Origin of the sequence: Tolypothrix sp. FACHB-123, from assembly GCF_014697075.1 — a bacterium.
Taxonomy (GTDB): domain Bacteria; phylum Cyanobacteriota; class Cyanobacteriia; order Cyanobacteriales; family Nostocaceae; genus Aulosira.
Genome location: NZ_JACJRE010000007.1, coordinates 1 through 14,756, shown reverse-complemented (window position 1 = coordinate 14,756; position 14,756 = coordinate 1). Strand labels below are relative to the sequence as shown.

The 14,756-nt window shown below is 41.3% G+C and carries 15 protein-coding genes; all 15 read left to right on the top strand.

Going from position 1 to position 14,756, the window contains the following annotated elements; genetic code table 11:
• Positions 1 to 213: 213 nt before the first annotated feature.
• The 15 genes from H6G41_RS06820 (at position 214) to H6G41_RS06750 (ending at position 14,520) form a co-directional block, all read left to right on the top strand.
• Complete coding sequence (locus tag H6G41_RS06820; protein ID WP_190744833.1) at positions 214 to 405, top strand: hypothetical protein; 192 nt, start codon at positions 214 to 216, stop codon at positions 403 to 405.
• Between the two features lie 92 nt (positions 406 to 497).
• Positions 498 to 1,646, top strand: coding sequence for an AI-2E family transporter (locus H6G41_RS06815; RefSeq protein WP_190744831.1), 1,149 nt, complete (start codon positions 498 to 500; stop codon positions 1,644 to 1,646).
• Positions 1,647 to 2,007: 361 nt separating this feature from the next.
• Positions 2,008 to 2,766, top strand: coding sequence for an ATP-binding cassette domain-containing protein (locus H6G41_RS06810; protein ID WP_190744829.1), 759 nt, complete (start codon positions 2,008 to 2,010; stop codon positions 2,764 to 2,766).
• Positions 2,763 to 3,410, top strand: coding sequence for an ABC transporter permease (locus tag H6G41_RS06805; protein ID WP_190744827.1), 648 nt, complete (start codon positions 2,763 to 2,765; stop codon positions 3,408 to 3,410). Before H6G41_RS06810 ends, H6G41_RS06805 begins: the two co-directional genes overlap by 4 nt.
• Positions 3,411 to 3,437: 27 nt before the next feature.
• On the top strand, positions 3,438 to 4,337 hold the full coding sequence (locus tag H6G41_RS06800; RefSeq protein WP_190744825.1) for a glycine betaine ABC transporter substrate-binding protein: 900 nt from the start codon (positions 3,438 to 3,440) through the stop codon (positions 4,335 to 4,337).
• Positions 4,338 to 4,814: 477 nt separating this feature from the next.
• Positions 4,815 to 5,882, top strand: a complete 1,068-nt coding sequence (gene mnmH / locus H6G41_RS06795; protein ID WP_190744823.1) for a tRNA 2-selenouridine(34) synthase MnmH — start codon at positions 4,815 to 4,817, stop codon at positions 5,880 to 5,882.
• A gap of 234 nt (positions 5,883 to 6,116) precedes the next feature.
• Positions 6,117 to 6,782, top strand: coding sequence for a deoxyribonuclease V (gene nfi, locus H6G41_RS06790; RefSeq protein WP_190744821.1), 666 nt, complete (start codon positions 6,117 to 6,119; stop codon positions 6,780 to 6,782).
• Positions 6,783 to 6,923: 141 nt separating this feature from the next.
• Positions 6,924 to 7,547: an FHA domain-containing protein gene (locus tag H6G41_RS06785; protein ID WP_190744819.1), complete on the top strand. Its 624-nt coding sequence runs from the start codon at positions 6,924 to 6,926 to the stop codon at positions 7,545 to 7,547.
• 107 nt (positions 7,548 to 7,654) lie between these two features.
• Positions 7,655 to 9,613: an FHA domain-containing protein gene (locus tag H6G41_RS06780; protein ID WP_190744817.1), complete on the top strand. Its 1,959-nt coding sequence runs from the start codon at positions 7,655 to 7,657 to the stop codon at positions 9,611 to 9,613.
• 43 nt (positions 9,614 to 9,656) lie between these two features.
• Positions 9,657 to 9,839, top strand: a complete 183-nt coding sequence (locus H6G41_RS06775; RefSeq protein WP_190744815.1) for a hypothetical protein — start codon at positions 9,657 to 9,659, stop codon at positions 9,837 to 9,839.
• Positions 9,829 to 10,719: a CPBP family intramembrane glutamic endopeptidase gene (locus H6G41_RS06770; protein WP_190744813.1), complete on the top strand. Its 891-nt coding sequence runs from the start codon at positions 9,829 to 9,831 to the stop codon at positions 10,717 to 10,719. The genes H6G41_RS06775 and H6G41_RS06770 overlap by 11 nt, the downstream gene beginning before the upstream one ends.
• Before the next feature lie 68 nt (positions 10,720 to 10,787).
• Positions 10,788 to 11,498, top strand: coding sequence for a GDSL-type esterase/lipase family protein (locus tag H6G41_RS06765; protein WP_190744811.1), 711 nt, complete (start codon positions 10,788 to 10,790; stop codon positions 11,496 to 11,498).
• A 94-nt stretch (positions 11,499 to 11,592) separates the two neighbouring features.
• Positions 11,593 to 12,027 carry a hypothetical protein gene (locus tag H6G41_RS06760; protein ID WP_190744809.1) on the top strand — a complete coding sequence of 145 codons (435 nt, stop codon included), beginning with the start codon at positions 11,593 to 11,595 and terminating at the stop codon, positions 12,025 to 12,027.
• 328 nt (positions 12,028 to 12,355) lie between these two features.
• Entirely contained in the window at positions 12,356 to 14,080 is a 1,725-nt protein-coding gene (locus tag H6G41_RS06755; protein ID WP_190744807.1) for an AarF/ABC1/UbiB kinase family protein, read from the top strand.
• A gap of 65 nt (positions 14,081 to 14,145) precedes the next feature.
• Entirely contained in the window at positions 14,146 to 14,520 is a 375-nt protein-coding gene (locus tag H6G41_RS06750; RefSeq protein ID WP_190744806.1) for a hypothetical protein, read from the top strand.
• Positions 14,521 to 14,756 lie beyond the last annotated feature (236 nt).

Sequence of the window (14,756 nt, the reverse complement as noted above, 5' to 3'; positions counted from 1 at the left end):
TTTTAGATTTTAGATTTTAGATTTTAGATTCAAACCCAATCCAAAATTGCAAATCCAAAATCCAAAATTGAATTGCCCAATGCCCAATGCCCAATGCCCAACAACGTAACCTTAATTGCAAAGTTTTGTTGCAGATAGGTCTATTCTAGAAACTAGATGGCGTAAACCCAATTGGGGTATACCCGACAGAAAAATGCGTATTGCCGAACTTGTATGGAAAATAAGCTGGGATTGGTGTTAAAAGTATTTGTACTCTCGACTGTGCTGTCGTTTTTGATTAAATATGCAGCACCGAGTTTGCGGGTTCCGGGGACAGATGCAGTGGCTTTATTGATGGTTTTGTCCCCGACTGTGATTATGGCGATCGCATTATTCTGGCGATTCCAGACACAAAGGCAAAATTAAACCTTCGTCCTATAGACCGCAGTTGGTAAAATCAGCTAACCTAGCTGCATTGTCAGGAATAATGTAGCTAGCCAACTGTCGGGAGTCAGCCTGTGAACTTAGGTCAATGGATTGGCTTAATCGCCATAGTTCTTTCCTTATATATCTTGTGGCAAATCAAAGAAGTTTTATTACTGATGTTTGCCGCAGTTGTATTAGCTACTAGTTTAAATCGCCTAGCGCGATGCTTCCAAAGTTGGGGAATGAAGCGAGGCTTCGCCGTTATACTTTCGGTGGTGATATTTTTTGCCTTGATTGTTGGCTTTTTCCGGGTGATTGTCCCGCCGTTTGTGACTCAGTTTCACGAACTCACTTATCGAGTTCCCCAAGGTTTAGAACGCTTTAATGGTTGGTTTAACGAACTGAAAACCCAGGTTCCCGATCAGCTTATACCTTATATTCCCGATTTAGATAGTCTGATTCAACAAGCACAGCCATTTATTAATAAGTTAGTCGGAAATTCTTTTGCCTTTGTCTCTGGTTCCTTAGAAGCCCTGCTGAAAATGCTTTTGGTGCTGGTTTTAACAGGGATGTTATTAGCCAATCCTGATGCTTATCGCCGTGTATTTATCCGCCTTTTCCCTTCATTTTATCGGCGGCGAGTAGATGGAATTTTGGATCAGTGTGGAACTTCCCTGGAAGGATGGGTAGTCGGCGCTTTAATTGCGATGGCTGTAGTTGGACTGATGAGTTTCATCGGCTTATCAGCTTTAGGTGTCAAGGCTGCATTAGCTTTGGGTGTGTTAGCCGGATTTTTAAACTTAATACCCAACCTCGGCCCAACATTAAGTGTAGTTCCCGCAATGGCGATCGCACTTTTAGACGCACCTTGGAAAGCTGTTGCTGTCTTGATTCTTTACTTTGTCATTCAACAGGCTGAAAGTAATTTCATTACACCAGTTGTCATGGCGCATCAAGTTTCCTTACTACCCGCCGTGACTTTAATTTCCCAATTATTTTTTGTCACTTTCTTTGGTTTTTTAGGATTATTTTTAGCCCTACCCCTGACAGTCGTTGCCAAAATTTGGTTGCAAGAAGTTTTAATTAAAGATGTTTTAGATCAATGGGGAGCGAGTCATCAACAAGAAGCGGAATTAGTCATAGTGTCCCACTCGTCCACATTAGACGATCCTGGGGATGGAGAAAATCCGGATACTCAGCCAGAAAAGCCAGTTAATGATGTGGTACAGCGAGAGGATTAATAGTTTTGAAAAATATCGGTTTTGACGGTTGACGGTTGACGGTTGACTGTTGGTTGTTGGCTGTCAAAAACCTTGCTTGTAATATTTCACAAATCATTAAATCATTTAGGATTGCTATATTTTTATCAAACTCAAAAACCCAGCTATCTTGGCTGGGTTTTTAAGTTGGGGTATGTCCCCGTACCTTTAGTTATATAGTTACTTATAATTTGCTTGTCTGATAATAGTTACAACTTATCCCTAGGCGATTTCGGAAAACTTACCGAAAAAATTCTACTTTTTTTAAAACACCGTCAACCATCAACCATCAACCATCAACAGCCCAAATTAGTAGTTATGCAGTTTAAACGCGCATTAGCTTATGATACAAACAAATCCCATCGCCGTTGAATTTCGTGATGTTACCTTTAGTCGCGATCGCCGTCCTTTAGTCTCTCATCTCAATTTTACGATTTCCCCAGGAGAAGCGCTGGTATTGCTAGGACGTAGTGGTAGCGGTAAAACTACGACGATGAAATTAATTAATCGCCTGTTGACACCTACTGAAGGAGAAGTATTATTTGATGGCGTACCGACTACCCAATGGGATGAAATTAAGCTGCGGCGAAAAATTGGCTATGTGATTCAAGAAACTGGTTTATTTCCCCACTTCACAGTCGAACGAAATGTTGGCTTAGTTCCAGCCTTGGAAGGTTGGAAAGCAAAACAAATTAAAACGCGAGTATATGAATTGTTACATTTGGTAGGTTTAGAACCAGAACAATTTGCGGCGCGTTATCCCCATGAACTTTCGGGAGGACAAAGACAAAGGGTAGGTGTAGCTAGGGCTTTAGCAGCCGATCCGCCTGTATTATTAATGGATGAACCTTTTGGCGCACTCGATCCGATTACCCGCTTAGAAATTCAACAGGAGTTCCGGCGCTTACAACAGGAATTAGGCAAAACTGTTGTCTTTGTTACCCACGATATTCAAGAAGCTTTTGTTTTGGCATCGAGAATTGGTTTAATGTATGGGGGAGAATTGGTAGTATTAGGAACAAAGGATGAATTTATGCGATCGCATCATCCCGAAAGCCTGGCTTTTCTGCAATGTCTGCGTTCCCTGCAAGACAATTTATGAAAGACTTTTTTCTGATCAAGTATGCCCCAGAAATTATTCAGCATACCCTAGAACATTTATTTATGGTGGGTATTGCCATTGGTATTGCTGTTTTAATCGGCATTCCTCTAGGGATTTTAATTACCCGCCAGACTCAACTGCGCCAACCAATTTTAGGCATTGCAAATGTATTACAAACTATTCCCAGTTTGGCATTATTTGGTTTACTAATTCCCGTCCCCATTATTGGCGGTATTGGTGTAGTCCCAGCCATTGTGGCACTAACTTTATATTCCTTATTACCGATAATTCGTAATACTTATACTGGCATTACTAACGTTGATCCAGCAATTCGAGAAGCTGGGCGAGGGATGGGAATGACAGATAAACAATTGTTATTTCAAGTCGAAATTCCCTTGGCAATGGGAGTAATTTTAGCTGGGGTACGAGTAGCCACTGTCATTGCCATTGGGATTGCAACTATTGCTGCTGCAATTGGCGCTGGCGGGTTAGGTGTATTTATTTTTCGAGGAATTGCCGTAGTCAATAATCAGTTGATTTTAGCCGGGGCAATTCCGGCGGCAGTTATAGCTTTAATTGCTGACTTATTAATTGGGGGAATTGAAGGTAAATTAAACAAAGGCAGGGTTCAAAAGACAAATTAAAGACGTTAGAAATCCCCGAAGATTACTATGAAAAAATTCGTGGTTTACTGCCTATTAACATTGGCTTTAGTAATGGCGATCGCTAGTTGTCGCCCCAATGCAAATACCAGTAGTACTGGTGATATTATTGTGGCTTCTAAAGATTTTACCGAACAAGATATTTTAGGCGAACTTTTAGCACAACAAATCGAAGCTACAACTAATTTAAAAGTATCGCGTCGTCCTCGGTTGGGTGGTTCTTTTGTTTGTCACAGTGCGATTAAATCTGGCAGGATAGATGCTTATATTGAATATACAGGAACAGCTTTTACAGGCATATTAAAGCAGAAGGCAGTTAAAAATCCCAAAATAGTCTATGAAAAATTAAAACAAGCCTACGCCCAAAAATTCAACTTGGAAGTTATGCCAAGTTTGGGTTTTGAAAATACTTTTGCCATTATTATCCGGGGCGAAGACGCCAAACGCTACAATATTCAAACTCTCTCGCAAGCTACTCAATATACACCCCAATGGCGTGGTGGTTTTGGCTATGAATTTTTGGAACGGGAAGATGGCTTTCCCGGATTAGCGAAAACCTACGGCTTACAGTTTGCTAAACCACCCCAAATCATGGATTTAGGTTTAATTTATCGCGCTTTAATTCAAAAACAAGTAGATATGGTAGCAGGTAACTCTACCGATGGGCAGATAGCGCGTCTGGGTTTAGTAGTTCTTGAGGATGATAAACAATATTTTCCTCCTTATGAACCGACACCGATTGTGCGACAAGAAATTTTAGCAAAATACCCGCAATTAAAAACAGCGATCGCTCAATTAGCTGGACGAATTACCGCAGATGAAATGCGTCAATTAAACTATTTAGTAGAAGGTGAATTACGCGATATTAAAGAAGTTGTACAGGAGTTTCGCAAATCAAAAAATTTATAAAGCAACTCCAGATAGGGTCGCTTATTGTTGACTGTTGACGGTTCACAGTTAACAGTCAACAGTCAACGATTTAAACAGAATAATTTATTTTTGGAAATTACCTTAGTGATTTAAGTTTTTTCTCATTTTTCAGGCATAATTTAAAATTGCTATATTAAACTTAATGCAACATTAAGCTATATTTAATATAGGATTCCTATTTGATTATGAAAAGATTGTGTAGGCTGAGCATGACCCACATTACACTGAAACTTTAAAATAAGGTTATTCTAAAATCTAAAATGATTCACACATAAAATTGCAGCAATCATCTTCTATCCTGAAATTTACTAGTCTAACTTTTAGAGTCAGATTTTGATCCCCAGTTTGCTGAGTAAGGCAATGTTTACATAGATTTATTTAAATTAACCAAAATATAAAAAAGCCCCATTAAACTTATACGAGTGTCAAAATTGAGAAAGCGAGAAATTAAAGTTTATGTTACCTTCAGTTACATATACTCAGCAACCTTGGGCTGAACATTACAGTGAAATTATTGATGTGCGATCGCCTAGTGAATATCTAGAAGATCACATCCCTGGTGCCATTAATCTACCAGTCTTGAATGATGCCGAACGTGTGGAAGTAGGCACAATTTATCAACAAGTTTGCTCATTTACGGCACGCAAAATTGGTGCTGCTTTAGTAACGAGAAATATTTACCAACATCTCAGCCAACACTTTGCAGCTAAAGACCCAGAATACCATCCTTTAATTTACTGCGGACGGGGTGGACAGCGTTCAATTAGCATGGCTTCTGTGCTGACACAAATTGGTTGGGAAGTAACTGTTCTCGATGGCGGATATAAGACTTATCGTCATTATGTGCGCCAACAACTAGAACATCTCCCAGAAAAATTTAATTATCAGATATTGTGTGGTTTAACTGGTAGCGGCAAAACTTACATTTTAAGCAAGCTAGAAAAGCTTGGCGCTCAAGTTTTAGACTTAGAAAGTTTAGCAAATCATCGTGGTTCGTTGTTAGGCGGAGAGTGGCATAATAAACGTTCATGCCAACCCTCACAAAAATATTTTGAAACTCAGCTATTACAAGTTCTGCAAAAATTCGATCCGCATCAGCCAGTATGGATAGAATCAGAGAGTAACAAAATTGGACAAATTTATTTGCCTCAATCTTTGTGGCAAAAGATGAGACAGGCTAGTTGTGTAGAAATTCAACTACCCATAGCTGCTAGAGTCAATTTTCTCTTACAGGAATACAGTCACTTGATATCTAGTCCAGAAATTTTAAAACAAAAACTGGAAAAACTGAAATCTCACTGTAGTTGGGAAAAATTAATTCACTGGTATCAGTTGATTGATGCAGGTGCTTGGGAAGCTTTAGTCCAAGATTTGTTAAATTCTTATTACGATCCCATCTATCACCGCTCACTTCAGAGCTATTTTAACCAAGCTGAAAGAGTTTTACATATTTCAGATTTATCTGATAGGAGTATTTCTAATTTGTTAGATTCTTTACTGCCGAATTATGCATCTGTGACATGAAAGCGTGTTAAGAGAGGTTATGAAGGCTGTAGTGGATATTTGTAATTAGCTAAGTTAGTCATTAGTCATTGGTCATGTAAATAATCATGACTAGACAAGAAACATTTATTTTAGCTAAACAATTAGCTACTATAGCCTAGAAAAAATCCTGAAAAAATTTTTGCTGTAGTTAAAAAAATATTAAAAATATTAATTGATTAATTCTTAAAATTTAATTTACTTAAAAGCTTAAACATGAAGATTTATCAAGAACATGCTTGGCCGCAAACGGTAGAAGAAGCGATCGCCATCCAAGAAAACTTACGCGATCGCATAATCACAGAAGATCAGCTCCCAGAAACTGTGCAATACGTTGCAGGTGTAGACATGGGCTTTGAAGCCGATGGCACAATAAGCCGTGCAGCCGTCGCCGTGCTAAGTTTCCCCAGCTTGCAAGTAGTTGAAACAACCATAGCTTACCGTCCTACGACCTTTCCTTATATTCCCGGGTTTCTCTCATTTCGGGAAATTCCAGCCGTACTGGATGCTTTAGCAAAAGTTAAAACCATGCCAGACCTAATTCTCTGTGATGGTCAAGGAATTGCCCATCCCCGCAGACTAGGTATAGCTAGCCATTTAGGATTACTCATAGATATACCCACAATTGGTGCAGCCAAATCCTTACTCATTGGCAAGTATGAAGAAGTACCAGAAACAAAAGGTAGCTGGCAACCCCTAATACACAAAGGTGAAACGATTGGGGCAGTTTTACGCACGCGCACAGGCGTCAAACCTTTGTATATTTCTAGCGGTCATCGAGTGAGTTTACCGACAGCAATTGACTACGTATTGCGTTGCACCACAAAATATAGACTGCCAGAAACCACACGCATTGCAGATAAATTAGCATCAGACAGATAAAGCGACGATGACATCAACGATCACCTATGTTGTGTTATTTGAAGTTTTTTCTAAATACTTGCTTGCTCCTGCCTAATCGTGTTAGGAATCGCACAGGGAGGAGTTGAAGTAACTCAATAAAAGTTACTAAGTTAGAACTAAATGAACGCACTCACTTTACAGTGGCACGATGCAGGTCAAGATAGAACTCAAAATATTTACGAACAACAACCTAGCAAAAATCCCGGAACTGTCCGCATCGGTAGAGATCCACTCCGGTGCGACATTGTTGTTAGTAACCCTACCGTATCCGGTCTGCATGTAGAAATCTTTTTTAACTCGCAGCAGCAAAACTTTTACATCCGCAACCTGCGATCGCAAAATCCGCCTTTAGTAGATAGACAACAACTAGTCCAAGGCGAACTGCCTTTAAGAGAAGGTAGCACAATTCAATTGGGACAAATGCTAGTCAAAGTTATTGCTGTTGCCATTAACAATATTCCCGCCACAATTTTGACCCCACCAGCAGCCCCACCAATTCCACCCATCGGCACTACCCAGCCCACCAAAAACCTACTCAACCAACAACCAATCAACCCGCAGCTACCAATACAACCCAGATATCACCAACACCCGCCAGTATCTCCTACCCCACAAGGAGTTTATGGCTTAGAGTGTCCTAAATGTCATAAAGTCTCCCCCCCAGAAAATCTGCAAGTCGGTTGTCCTTGGTGTGGTACATCCTTAGCCGCCGCCGTTAGCGTACTAGTCGCACCCAATCATTGAAGGACTGTTGACTGTTGACTGTTAACTGTTGACGATTGATTGTGGTCACTTAGCTTGTCGAAGTGTTGCCCAATGCCCAATGCCCAATGACCAATGCCCAATGACCAATGACTAACGTACAAATTCTATTAAGTTGGGACGATCCAGCTACAGGGGAACGGCGAGAACCGAGGTTGACTGTACCTATCGCTTTTGGTAGAGAATTTGCTCGTTTACCTAGCGAAATTAAAGGGGTGCGTGTCTCGCGGATATTGCTCAATAGCGAGCAAGTTTCTCGCTACCATGCGCTAATTGATTGGGAACAAAATCAACTGGTTATTACCGATCAAGGCAGTGTTAATGGTGTATTTGTCAACGGACAACGCCAAACACGCAGCGTTATAGCTAACGGTGATACGGTACAAATAGGCCCCTACCAGATCGGGGTGACTTTCAGCGTCAATGCACCGCCACCAGTTACTAGTCCCCCCTCAACTATTCAATTTAATCCCAATACCAATCTTCCAGATCCAAGTTTACCGCCTGCGCCTGTGATCACACCAATGGGTAGCAATTTTCCGCCGCCAGCATTTGGGGCACAGCAGGTGGTTGTCCAAGCACTTCATGCTACAGGCTTACCTGTAGAAGAATGTGATTATCTCGCAGTAGGTGCCGGATTAGGTAGCTTTATCTGGGCAGATTTACTGCGTATTAGCGGGGTTAGTGCTGACAAAATTGTCGCCTTGGGCTTAGAAGCTGAACCTTACGCGCGTTACAAGCGCCTGTGTTTAAATTCTCAAATTCCCTTGTATGAAAGATTACGTTCTAATTCAGACTCCTGCCCTGATAATATTTGGGGCTGGCCTAGCTATGCCTTAAGGGAAGCTTGGCATGACTTTGGTCAAGGTAAGCTCAACTCAGCTTTGAGATATTTATGGCAGGTGTTTGGCGAACCAACATTTGCAGAAACCTATACACCTCGTGCAGGTAATGTCTTTGATTCTATAGATCGGGAAGCTAGACGCATTAATTGGCAACAAATTTATCGTTATGGGCGGGTGCGGGCAATTCGCAAAACTGAAGATGGTAGGTATTGTGTAGCCTATTCTCGCGGCCCGGGAAATTATGCTTTTTTTATTACACGTTATTTGCACTTAGCAACAGGCTATCCAGCAATTCAGTTTTTACCAGATTTACAAGCTTATAGAGAAAAATATCAAGATTTTAAGGCTGTTGTGAATGCCTATGAAGAACACGATCATGTTTATCAGCAGCTAGAACAACAGGGTGGAATTGTGTTACTGCGAGGGCGGGGAATTGTCGCTTCGCGGATTGTGCAGCGAATTTATGAGGCACGCAAGAAAAATCGCAATATTACAGTTTTGCATTTAATGCGATCGCCTAAACCCAAAGGCAACACATTCCAAAAAGCTACCCGCTTAGTCAAAAATCATTATGAATTTCAACCTTTTAACTGGCCAAAAGCCTGTTGGAGCGGGGAATTGCGGGTCATGCTAGAAAAAGCTACTCCTGACGAACGCAAAAGCCTACTCGCAGACTGGGGCGGTACCACCACCGCCGATCGCTATGATTGGCAACAAATTACTGCCCAAGGTATCAGTGAAGGTTGGTATCAAATTACCTTTGGCGAAGTCCTAGGTGTGGAAAAAGGTAGCCAAAACCGCACTATTACCCATATCCGGGAAAAGGGTTTGGGAGAAATGAAACTAGAGGCTGACTTTATTGTTGATGCCACTGGTTTAGATGCCAAAGTCCAAACTAATCCCCTCTTAGATGACCTAGTAAAACACTATAATTTGCCCCTTAATCACCTGGGTCGCTTGGTTGTTGCTAACAACTTCGAGTTAGTAGAAATGCGTAATACCAAAGGTCAAATGTATGCTGCCGGAGCAATTACCCTGGGCGGCCCCTATGCCGCAGTTGATAGCTTCTTAGGCTTACAGTACGCCGCAGTCGTCGCCGTTGATGGCCTCGCTACCGCCCGCGCCCCAGGATTGAAACGGTTGAACGCCATCAGTTCTTTTAGCCAGTGGTTGAAGTGGGTGTTTAATCAGTCTCCTGCTTAGGTAACTGAAAAAAGGCAGAGGGCAAAGAGCACAAGAAGTGTCAATGAAGCAAGTTGCACAGCCTAGAATCAAAGATGGGCAAGAGAGACAAAGAAGCAGAGGAAGCAGAAGTGCAGAGGAAGAAAATTACAGCAAGACTCTCCCTTTGCTCACTATTAGCCCAATTTTCAATGCCCAATTTTCAATGCCCAATGCCCAATGCCCACAATTAATTTATGACACCTGAAAATTCTAGTAATCCATTTCTCAAGCTGAAGGTACGCAATTTATGTTTGCGGGCTTTACTATTAACGATTGGTCTTGGTATTGTCCTGGGGCTAGTGCAAGGGTTGTTGAAAGTAAAATTTAACAGCCAAGTAATGACACTCGTTCTCTATATATTAATTTTTGGATTTCTTTGCCTGTGGGAAATTGCAGACTTCAATCGCTTTGGGATTCGGTTGCAATATGTAGTTGGGCGAGTACCAAAAAAGCATAAATGGCTACCGATGGCAGGATTAGTCTTATTGATTATTCTGTTTTCTCTCAGTGCCTACTTAGTATCATTTTATTTATTATCCTTGGCTGCACCTTCCTTTGTCGAAAATGTCATGCGCCAGCTGGCAAACAGTCCATCTCCTCGCAATACTGAATCACCTTTTTATAATCTATTAGCAGCAATCGTATACATAGTAATTGCGCCAATTACTGAAGAATTTCTCTTTCGAGGAATTATTTTGCAGCGCTGGGCTAGCAAATGGGGTATTACTACTGCCTTGATAATCTCTGGGGTGATGTTCGGCATGTTACATGCAAACGTGCTGGGATTGTCCCTATTTGGCATCATCATGGGAGTTTTATATATCAAAACCCGCACCCTAATTGTACCGATCGCCTGCCATGCGTTTAACAATTCCCTAGCAGTAGGCATGGGATTGTTAGCCAGCGGTTCAAAAACTACTACTTCAATGACAAACCAAATCGAACAATTACGTTCTATTTGGTGGTTTGGTGTGGTATTAATGCTGATTTCTCTACCTTTGCTAGCCCGCTTTCTCTATCGCAATTGGCCTCGCCAAAATACATTAATTCCCTACTTTATTAACTCGTTTCAACATGGAGAGTAGAAATATACTCTGTAATGGTGTAGAAATGTATAGAATCTTGTAAAGATATAAAATAAAGTCTTTTTAAGATGCAAACATTCGCGCGACCTTCCTCAATGCAGCTGTCTATAGCACCAAATCATTGCCAGCCTTTGAAGATTATCGCACTGGGGGATAGCTTAGTATATGGATTTGGCGATCCAGATAAAGGCGGCTGGGTCGAACAACTACGGCGACAATGGATGTTACCGGATAGTAGCGGTCATGTGCTTTATAATCTGGGAGTCAGAGGCGATCGCACTCAACAAGTTGCCCAAAGGCTAGAAGTAGAATTTCGCCACCGCGGTGAACTGCGCAATCGCGTCCCCGACTTAATTATTTTGTCCGTAGGCGTAAATGATTCAGCGCGCTTATCTCGTCCTGATGGTCGGAATTACACAGATTTTGCCCTCTTTGAATCACAAATTGCCGAATTACTAGAACAAGCACAACAACTTTGTCCTGTAGTATTTGTAGGTATGGTTCCAGTTGATGAAGCCAAAATGCCATTTCTCGATTGCTTCTATTACAATCATGCCGATCAATATCGCTACAAAGAAGCCACGAGAATTGCTTGCAATCAACGTCGCATTCCCTATCTCGACATTTTCGACCAATGGATGGAACGTGGCGAACTTTGGCGGCGCAAACGCATCAGCGATGATGGACTCCATCCCAACACCTTCGGTTATCAAGCTTTGTTAGAGGATGTAATTAATTGGCAAGCACTAGCCAAGTATCATTCTCCCGTAACGATTTAAAAAAACTTCTATTTTTCAGAAAAGCTCCACAATCTTGTGGAGTTTTTTCATAGGAGTATTATTAAGCTAATTAAACTCTCTACTCAATACTTTTATGACACCTACTTTATTCGGTCGTTGGCAAACTCGATTATTACTACTAGCAACTGTAGGCATATTTGTCTCCTTACCTTTTGCAATTGGTTTAATTGGTAATGCACCAGGCATAATTTATTTCTGGATACTCGCCTATGTCGCCATCTTTGGCTTATGTTGGGATGTACTTTATAACTATTTACAAAAATTCCGTTGGGATCGAGACTGGCCAGCGGCTTACCAACTATTTGCTGGAATTTGGGAATTTATCTTTGTCTTCTGTGGCGTCAAAATACTTGGCTTCCTACCCATCCCTATCCCCAAAGAAGAACTAGAACCAACAGTCTTTTTCATCCATTACAGCATTGTTTGGCTAGCAGTTTTCATCTCCTCCCAAAGCCTCATGCGCCTTATCTTTCCCCGCTGGCGCTTCCGAGGTGGCGAATGGCTATAGGTTATTGTTGGCTGTTGGCTGTTGACTGTTGACTGTTGACCAATGCCCCATGCCCCATCCCCAATGTCCAAATGTATTCTATATCACACAAGTACCCAAAATCCTTACAGGGCAGGAATATTTGTACTTTTATAAAGTATAATTAAGAAAAAGATAACAAAAAATCAGCAGTAAAGCAGGCTAAGTATTGCCATAAAAACTTCCCAGAAATGGGCAAAGCTTTATTGTGTTTTATAACAACTAATCGGTATCTTTTACTTGCAATTAGCAAGTACTTTTAGAAACCAAAAAAAGTGTAAATTTCCCAGTTGAAGAGGCAAATAAAAGCGTGGGTCAGTATCAATCTGCTCAGCTAAGGCGCTATGATCCAGAAGCGATCGCCCGTTATTATCGTTACCGTCCCTGGCTCGTGTGGGGGCGTTTACTGAGAATTATCTGGTCTTTTTCTGGATTTATTATTAGTTTGAAGTGGGATGAATGGCAAAATCAAGTAGAGCAGAACAAGAGGAAACGCGCCACTCAATTACGTGAACTGCTCACTCGCCTAGGCCCCACCTTCATTAAAGTAGGTCAAGCCCTATCTACTAGACCTGACTTGATACGTAAAGACTTCCTCGAAGAATTGGTTAAACTGCAAGACCAATTACCAGCTTTTGATAATGGATTGGCCTATCAGATTATCGAAACTGAACTCGATCGCTCAATTAGCGAAGTCTTTAGCGAACTGTCACCTAAACCCGTAGCAGCAGCTAGCTTAGGTCAAGTTTATCGCGGTCGCTTAATGAGTGGCGAAGAAGTCGCCGTCAAAGTGCAACGCCCCAACTTGCGACCAACTTTAACCAAAGACTTGTACCTGATGCGTTGGGCTGCGACTTGGCTAGCGCCTTGGCTACCACTAAATCTCGGTCACGACCTCACCTTAATTGTGGACGAGTTTGGCACTAAGTTATTTGAGGAAATTGATTACATTAACGAAGGTCGTAACGCGGAAAAATTTGCCCATAACTTCCGTGATGACAAGAGTGTCAAAGTCCCCAGTATTTATTGGCGTTATACCAATAGCCGTGTTTTAACCCTGGAATGGATTAACGGCTTCAAATTGACAGATACGAAAAGTATCCGCGCTGCTGGTTTAGATCCAGAGGACATCATCAAAATTGGTGTGACCTCAGGTTTACAACAGCTATTAGAACATGGTTTTTTCCATGCTGACCCCCACCCAGGTAACTTGTTTGCTATGCCTGATGGTAGGATGGCTTACATTGACTTTGGGATGATGGATCAGCTAGAGGAAACCACCAAAGAAACCCTTGTAGATGCCTTAGTGCATCTAGTAAATAAAGATTACACCGACTTAGCCGCAGACTTTGTGAAGTTGGGTTTTCTCACCCCAAATACGAATATTTGCCCGATTGTGCCAGCATTAGAATCAGTGTTAGGTAATGCGATCGGTAAAAACGTTAAGGATTTTAACTTCAAAACCATTACCGATGAGTTCTCGGAATTGATGTATGAATATCCTTTCCGAGTCCCGGCGAAGTTTGCTTTGATTATTCGTTCCCTAGTTACCCAAGAAGGAATTGCACTTAGCCTCAACCCCAATTTTAAAATTGTTGAGGTGGGTTATCCCTATATTGCCAGACGCTTGCTGACAGGTGAATCTCCCCAATTACGGCGACGGCTACTAAACGTGCTATTTAAAGATGGTAGATTCCAATGGCAGCGTTTAGAAAATTTAATTGCGATCGCGCGTAACGATGACAACTTTGATGTCTTACCTACAGCCCAGATGGGGTTGCAATTTATTTTGTCTGAAGAAGGTAAATTCCTGCGTCAGCAATTAGTACTAGCCCTCACAGAAGACGATCGTCTACATACAGAAGAAGTTCAACGTCTGTGGAACCTAGTTAAAGATGACTTACAGCCGAATCGTTTATTTGATGTGGCGATCGGCTTTTTAACAGAGTTATCAAGAGAAGGCGCGGCCGCGATTCTCCCAAAAGCCACATCCTTTATGACTTTTGGAAGCAATCCCGCACAAAGCCAAAACTAACAAGTCGAAACTAACAAGTAAAAACGTCCAATTACTTTTACAATTCTCTGCAATTAGGAGTTTTCATGTACTATTACCCTCTGCATCCGCCCTATTTCTTACTACTTGTTGGTTTATTGATTGCAGTAACTTCTGGCATAGCTTTATCTGGTACTTTAAAAGTAATTGCTCAGAAATGGCCAAGAGAGCGAGCAAAAAATGTGAAGCCAAAATCTTCATTAAAAGAACTCTTGGTACCATTTCTTGGTATCACCGGCGGTATTTGTTTATTTCTCACTTCCGGTTTACAGATATTTGGTTTTCCCACTTTCCTGGCTTTAGGAATTGGCTTGCCAATTAGTTTACTAACTTGTTTGCTAGTGTGGTTGCAATTGGGTAGTATGCTGGAGTTTGTCGAACGCCAAGGAATGCAATCCCTGGATTTAGATTCCTTATCCTAGGAACTAGAAAATTTATTCACCGAATCATCAATATTTCAATATTAGGGATGGGATCTACCCATCCTTAACTATTTTTGGAAACTATATATGGTTTTTAAAAGCTAAAATTGTGTGATTGCGGTGACCAATTTATACCCCAAACTCCGCACTTCAAATTGAAGTATAAGGAGATTACAAGCAAGAGAAAAGCGCAAAGATAAAAATGATTAAGAAATAGAATAAAAATGGATATCTTT

Excerpts from the sequence above, each read along its gene's own strand:
- H6G41_RS06800 (WP_190744825.1), top strand. The coding sequence starts at position 3,438 with ATGAAAAAATTCGTGGTTTACTGCCTATTAACATTGGCTTTAGTAATG.
- H6G41_RS06780 (WP_190744817.1), top strand. The coding sequence starts at position 7,655 with ATGACTAACGTACAAATTCTATTAAGTTGGGACGATCCAGCTACAGGG.
- mnmH (WP_190744823.1), top strand. The coding sequence starts at position 4,815 with ATGTTACCTTCAGTTACATATACTCAGCAACCTTGGGCTGAACATTAC.
- H6G41_RS06785 (WP_190744819.1), top strand. The coding sequence starts at position 6,924 with ATGAACGCACTCACTTTACAGTGGCACGATGCAGGTCAAGATAGAACT.
- H6G41_RS06775 (WP_190744815.1), top strand. The coding sequence starts at position 9,657 with ATGAAGCAAGTTGCACAGCCTAGAATCAAAGATGGGCAAGAGAGACAA.
- H6G41_RS06765 (WP_190744811.1), top strand. The coding sequence starts at position 10,788 with ATGCAAACATTCGCGCGACCTTCCTCAATGCAGCTGTCTATAGCACCA.
- nfi (WP_190744821.1), top strand. The coding sequence starts at position 6,117 with ATGAAGATTTATCAAGAACATGCTTGGCCGCAAACGGTAGAAGAAGCG.
- H6G41_RS06750 (WP_190744806.1), top strand. The coding sequence starts at position 14,146 with ATGTACTATTACCCTCTGCATCCGCCCTATTTCTTACTACTTGTTGGT.
- H6G41_RS06805 (WP_190744827.1), top strand. The coding sequence starts at position 2,763 with ATGAAAGACTTTTTTCTGATCAAGTATGCCCCAGAAATTATTCAGCAT.
- H6G41_RS06810 (WP_190744829.1), top strand. The coding sequence starts at position 2,008 with ATGATACAAACAAATCCCATCGCCGTTGAATTTCGTGATGTTACCTTT.
- H6G41_RS06760 (WP_190744809.1), top strand. The coding sequence starts at position 11,593 with ATGACACCTACTTTATTCGGTCGTTGGCAAACTCGATTATTACTACTA.
- H6G41_RS06820 (WP_190744833.1), top strand. The coding sequence starts at position 214 with ATGGAAAATAAGCTGGGATTGGTGTTAAAAGTATTTGTACTCTCGACT.
- H6G41_RS06770 (WP_190744813.1), top strand. The coding sequence starts at position 9,829 with ATGACACCTGAAAATTCTAGTAATCCATTTCTCAAGCTGAAGGTACGC.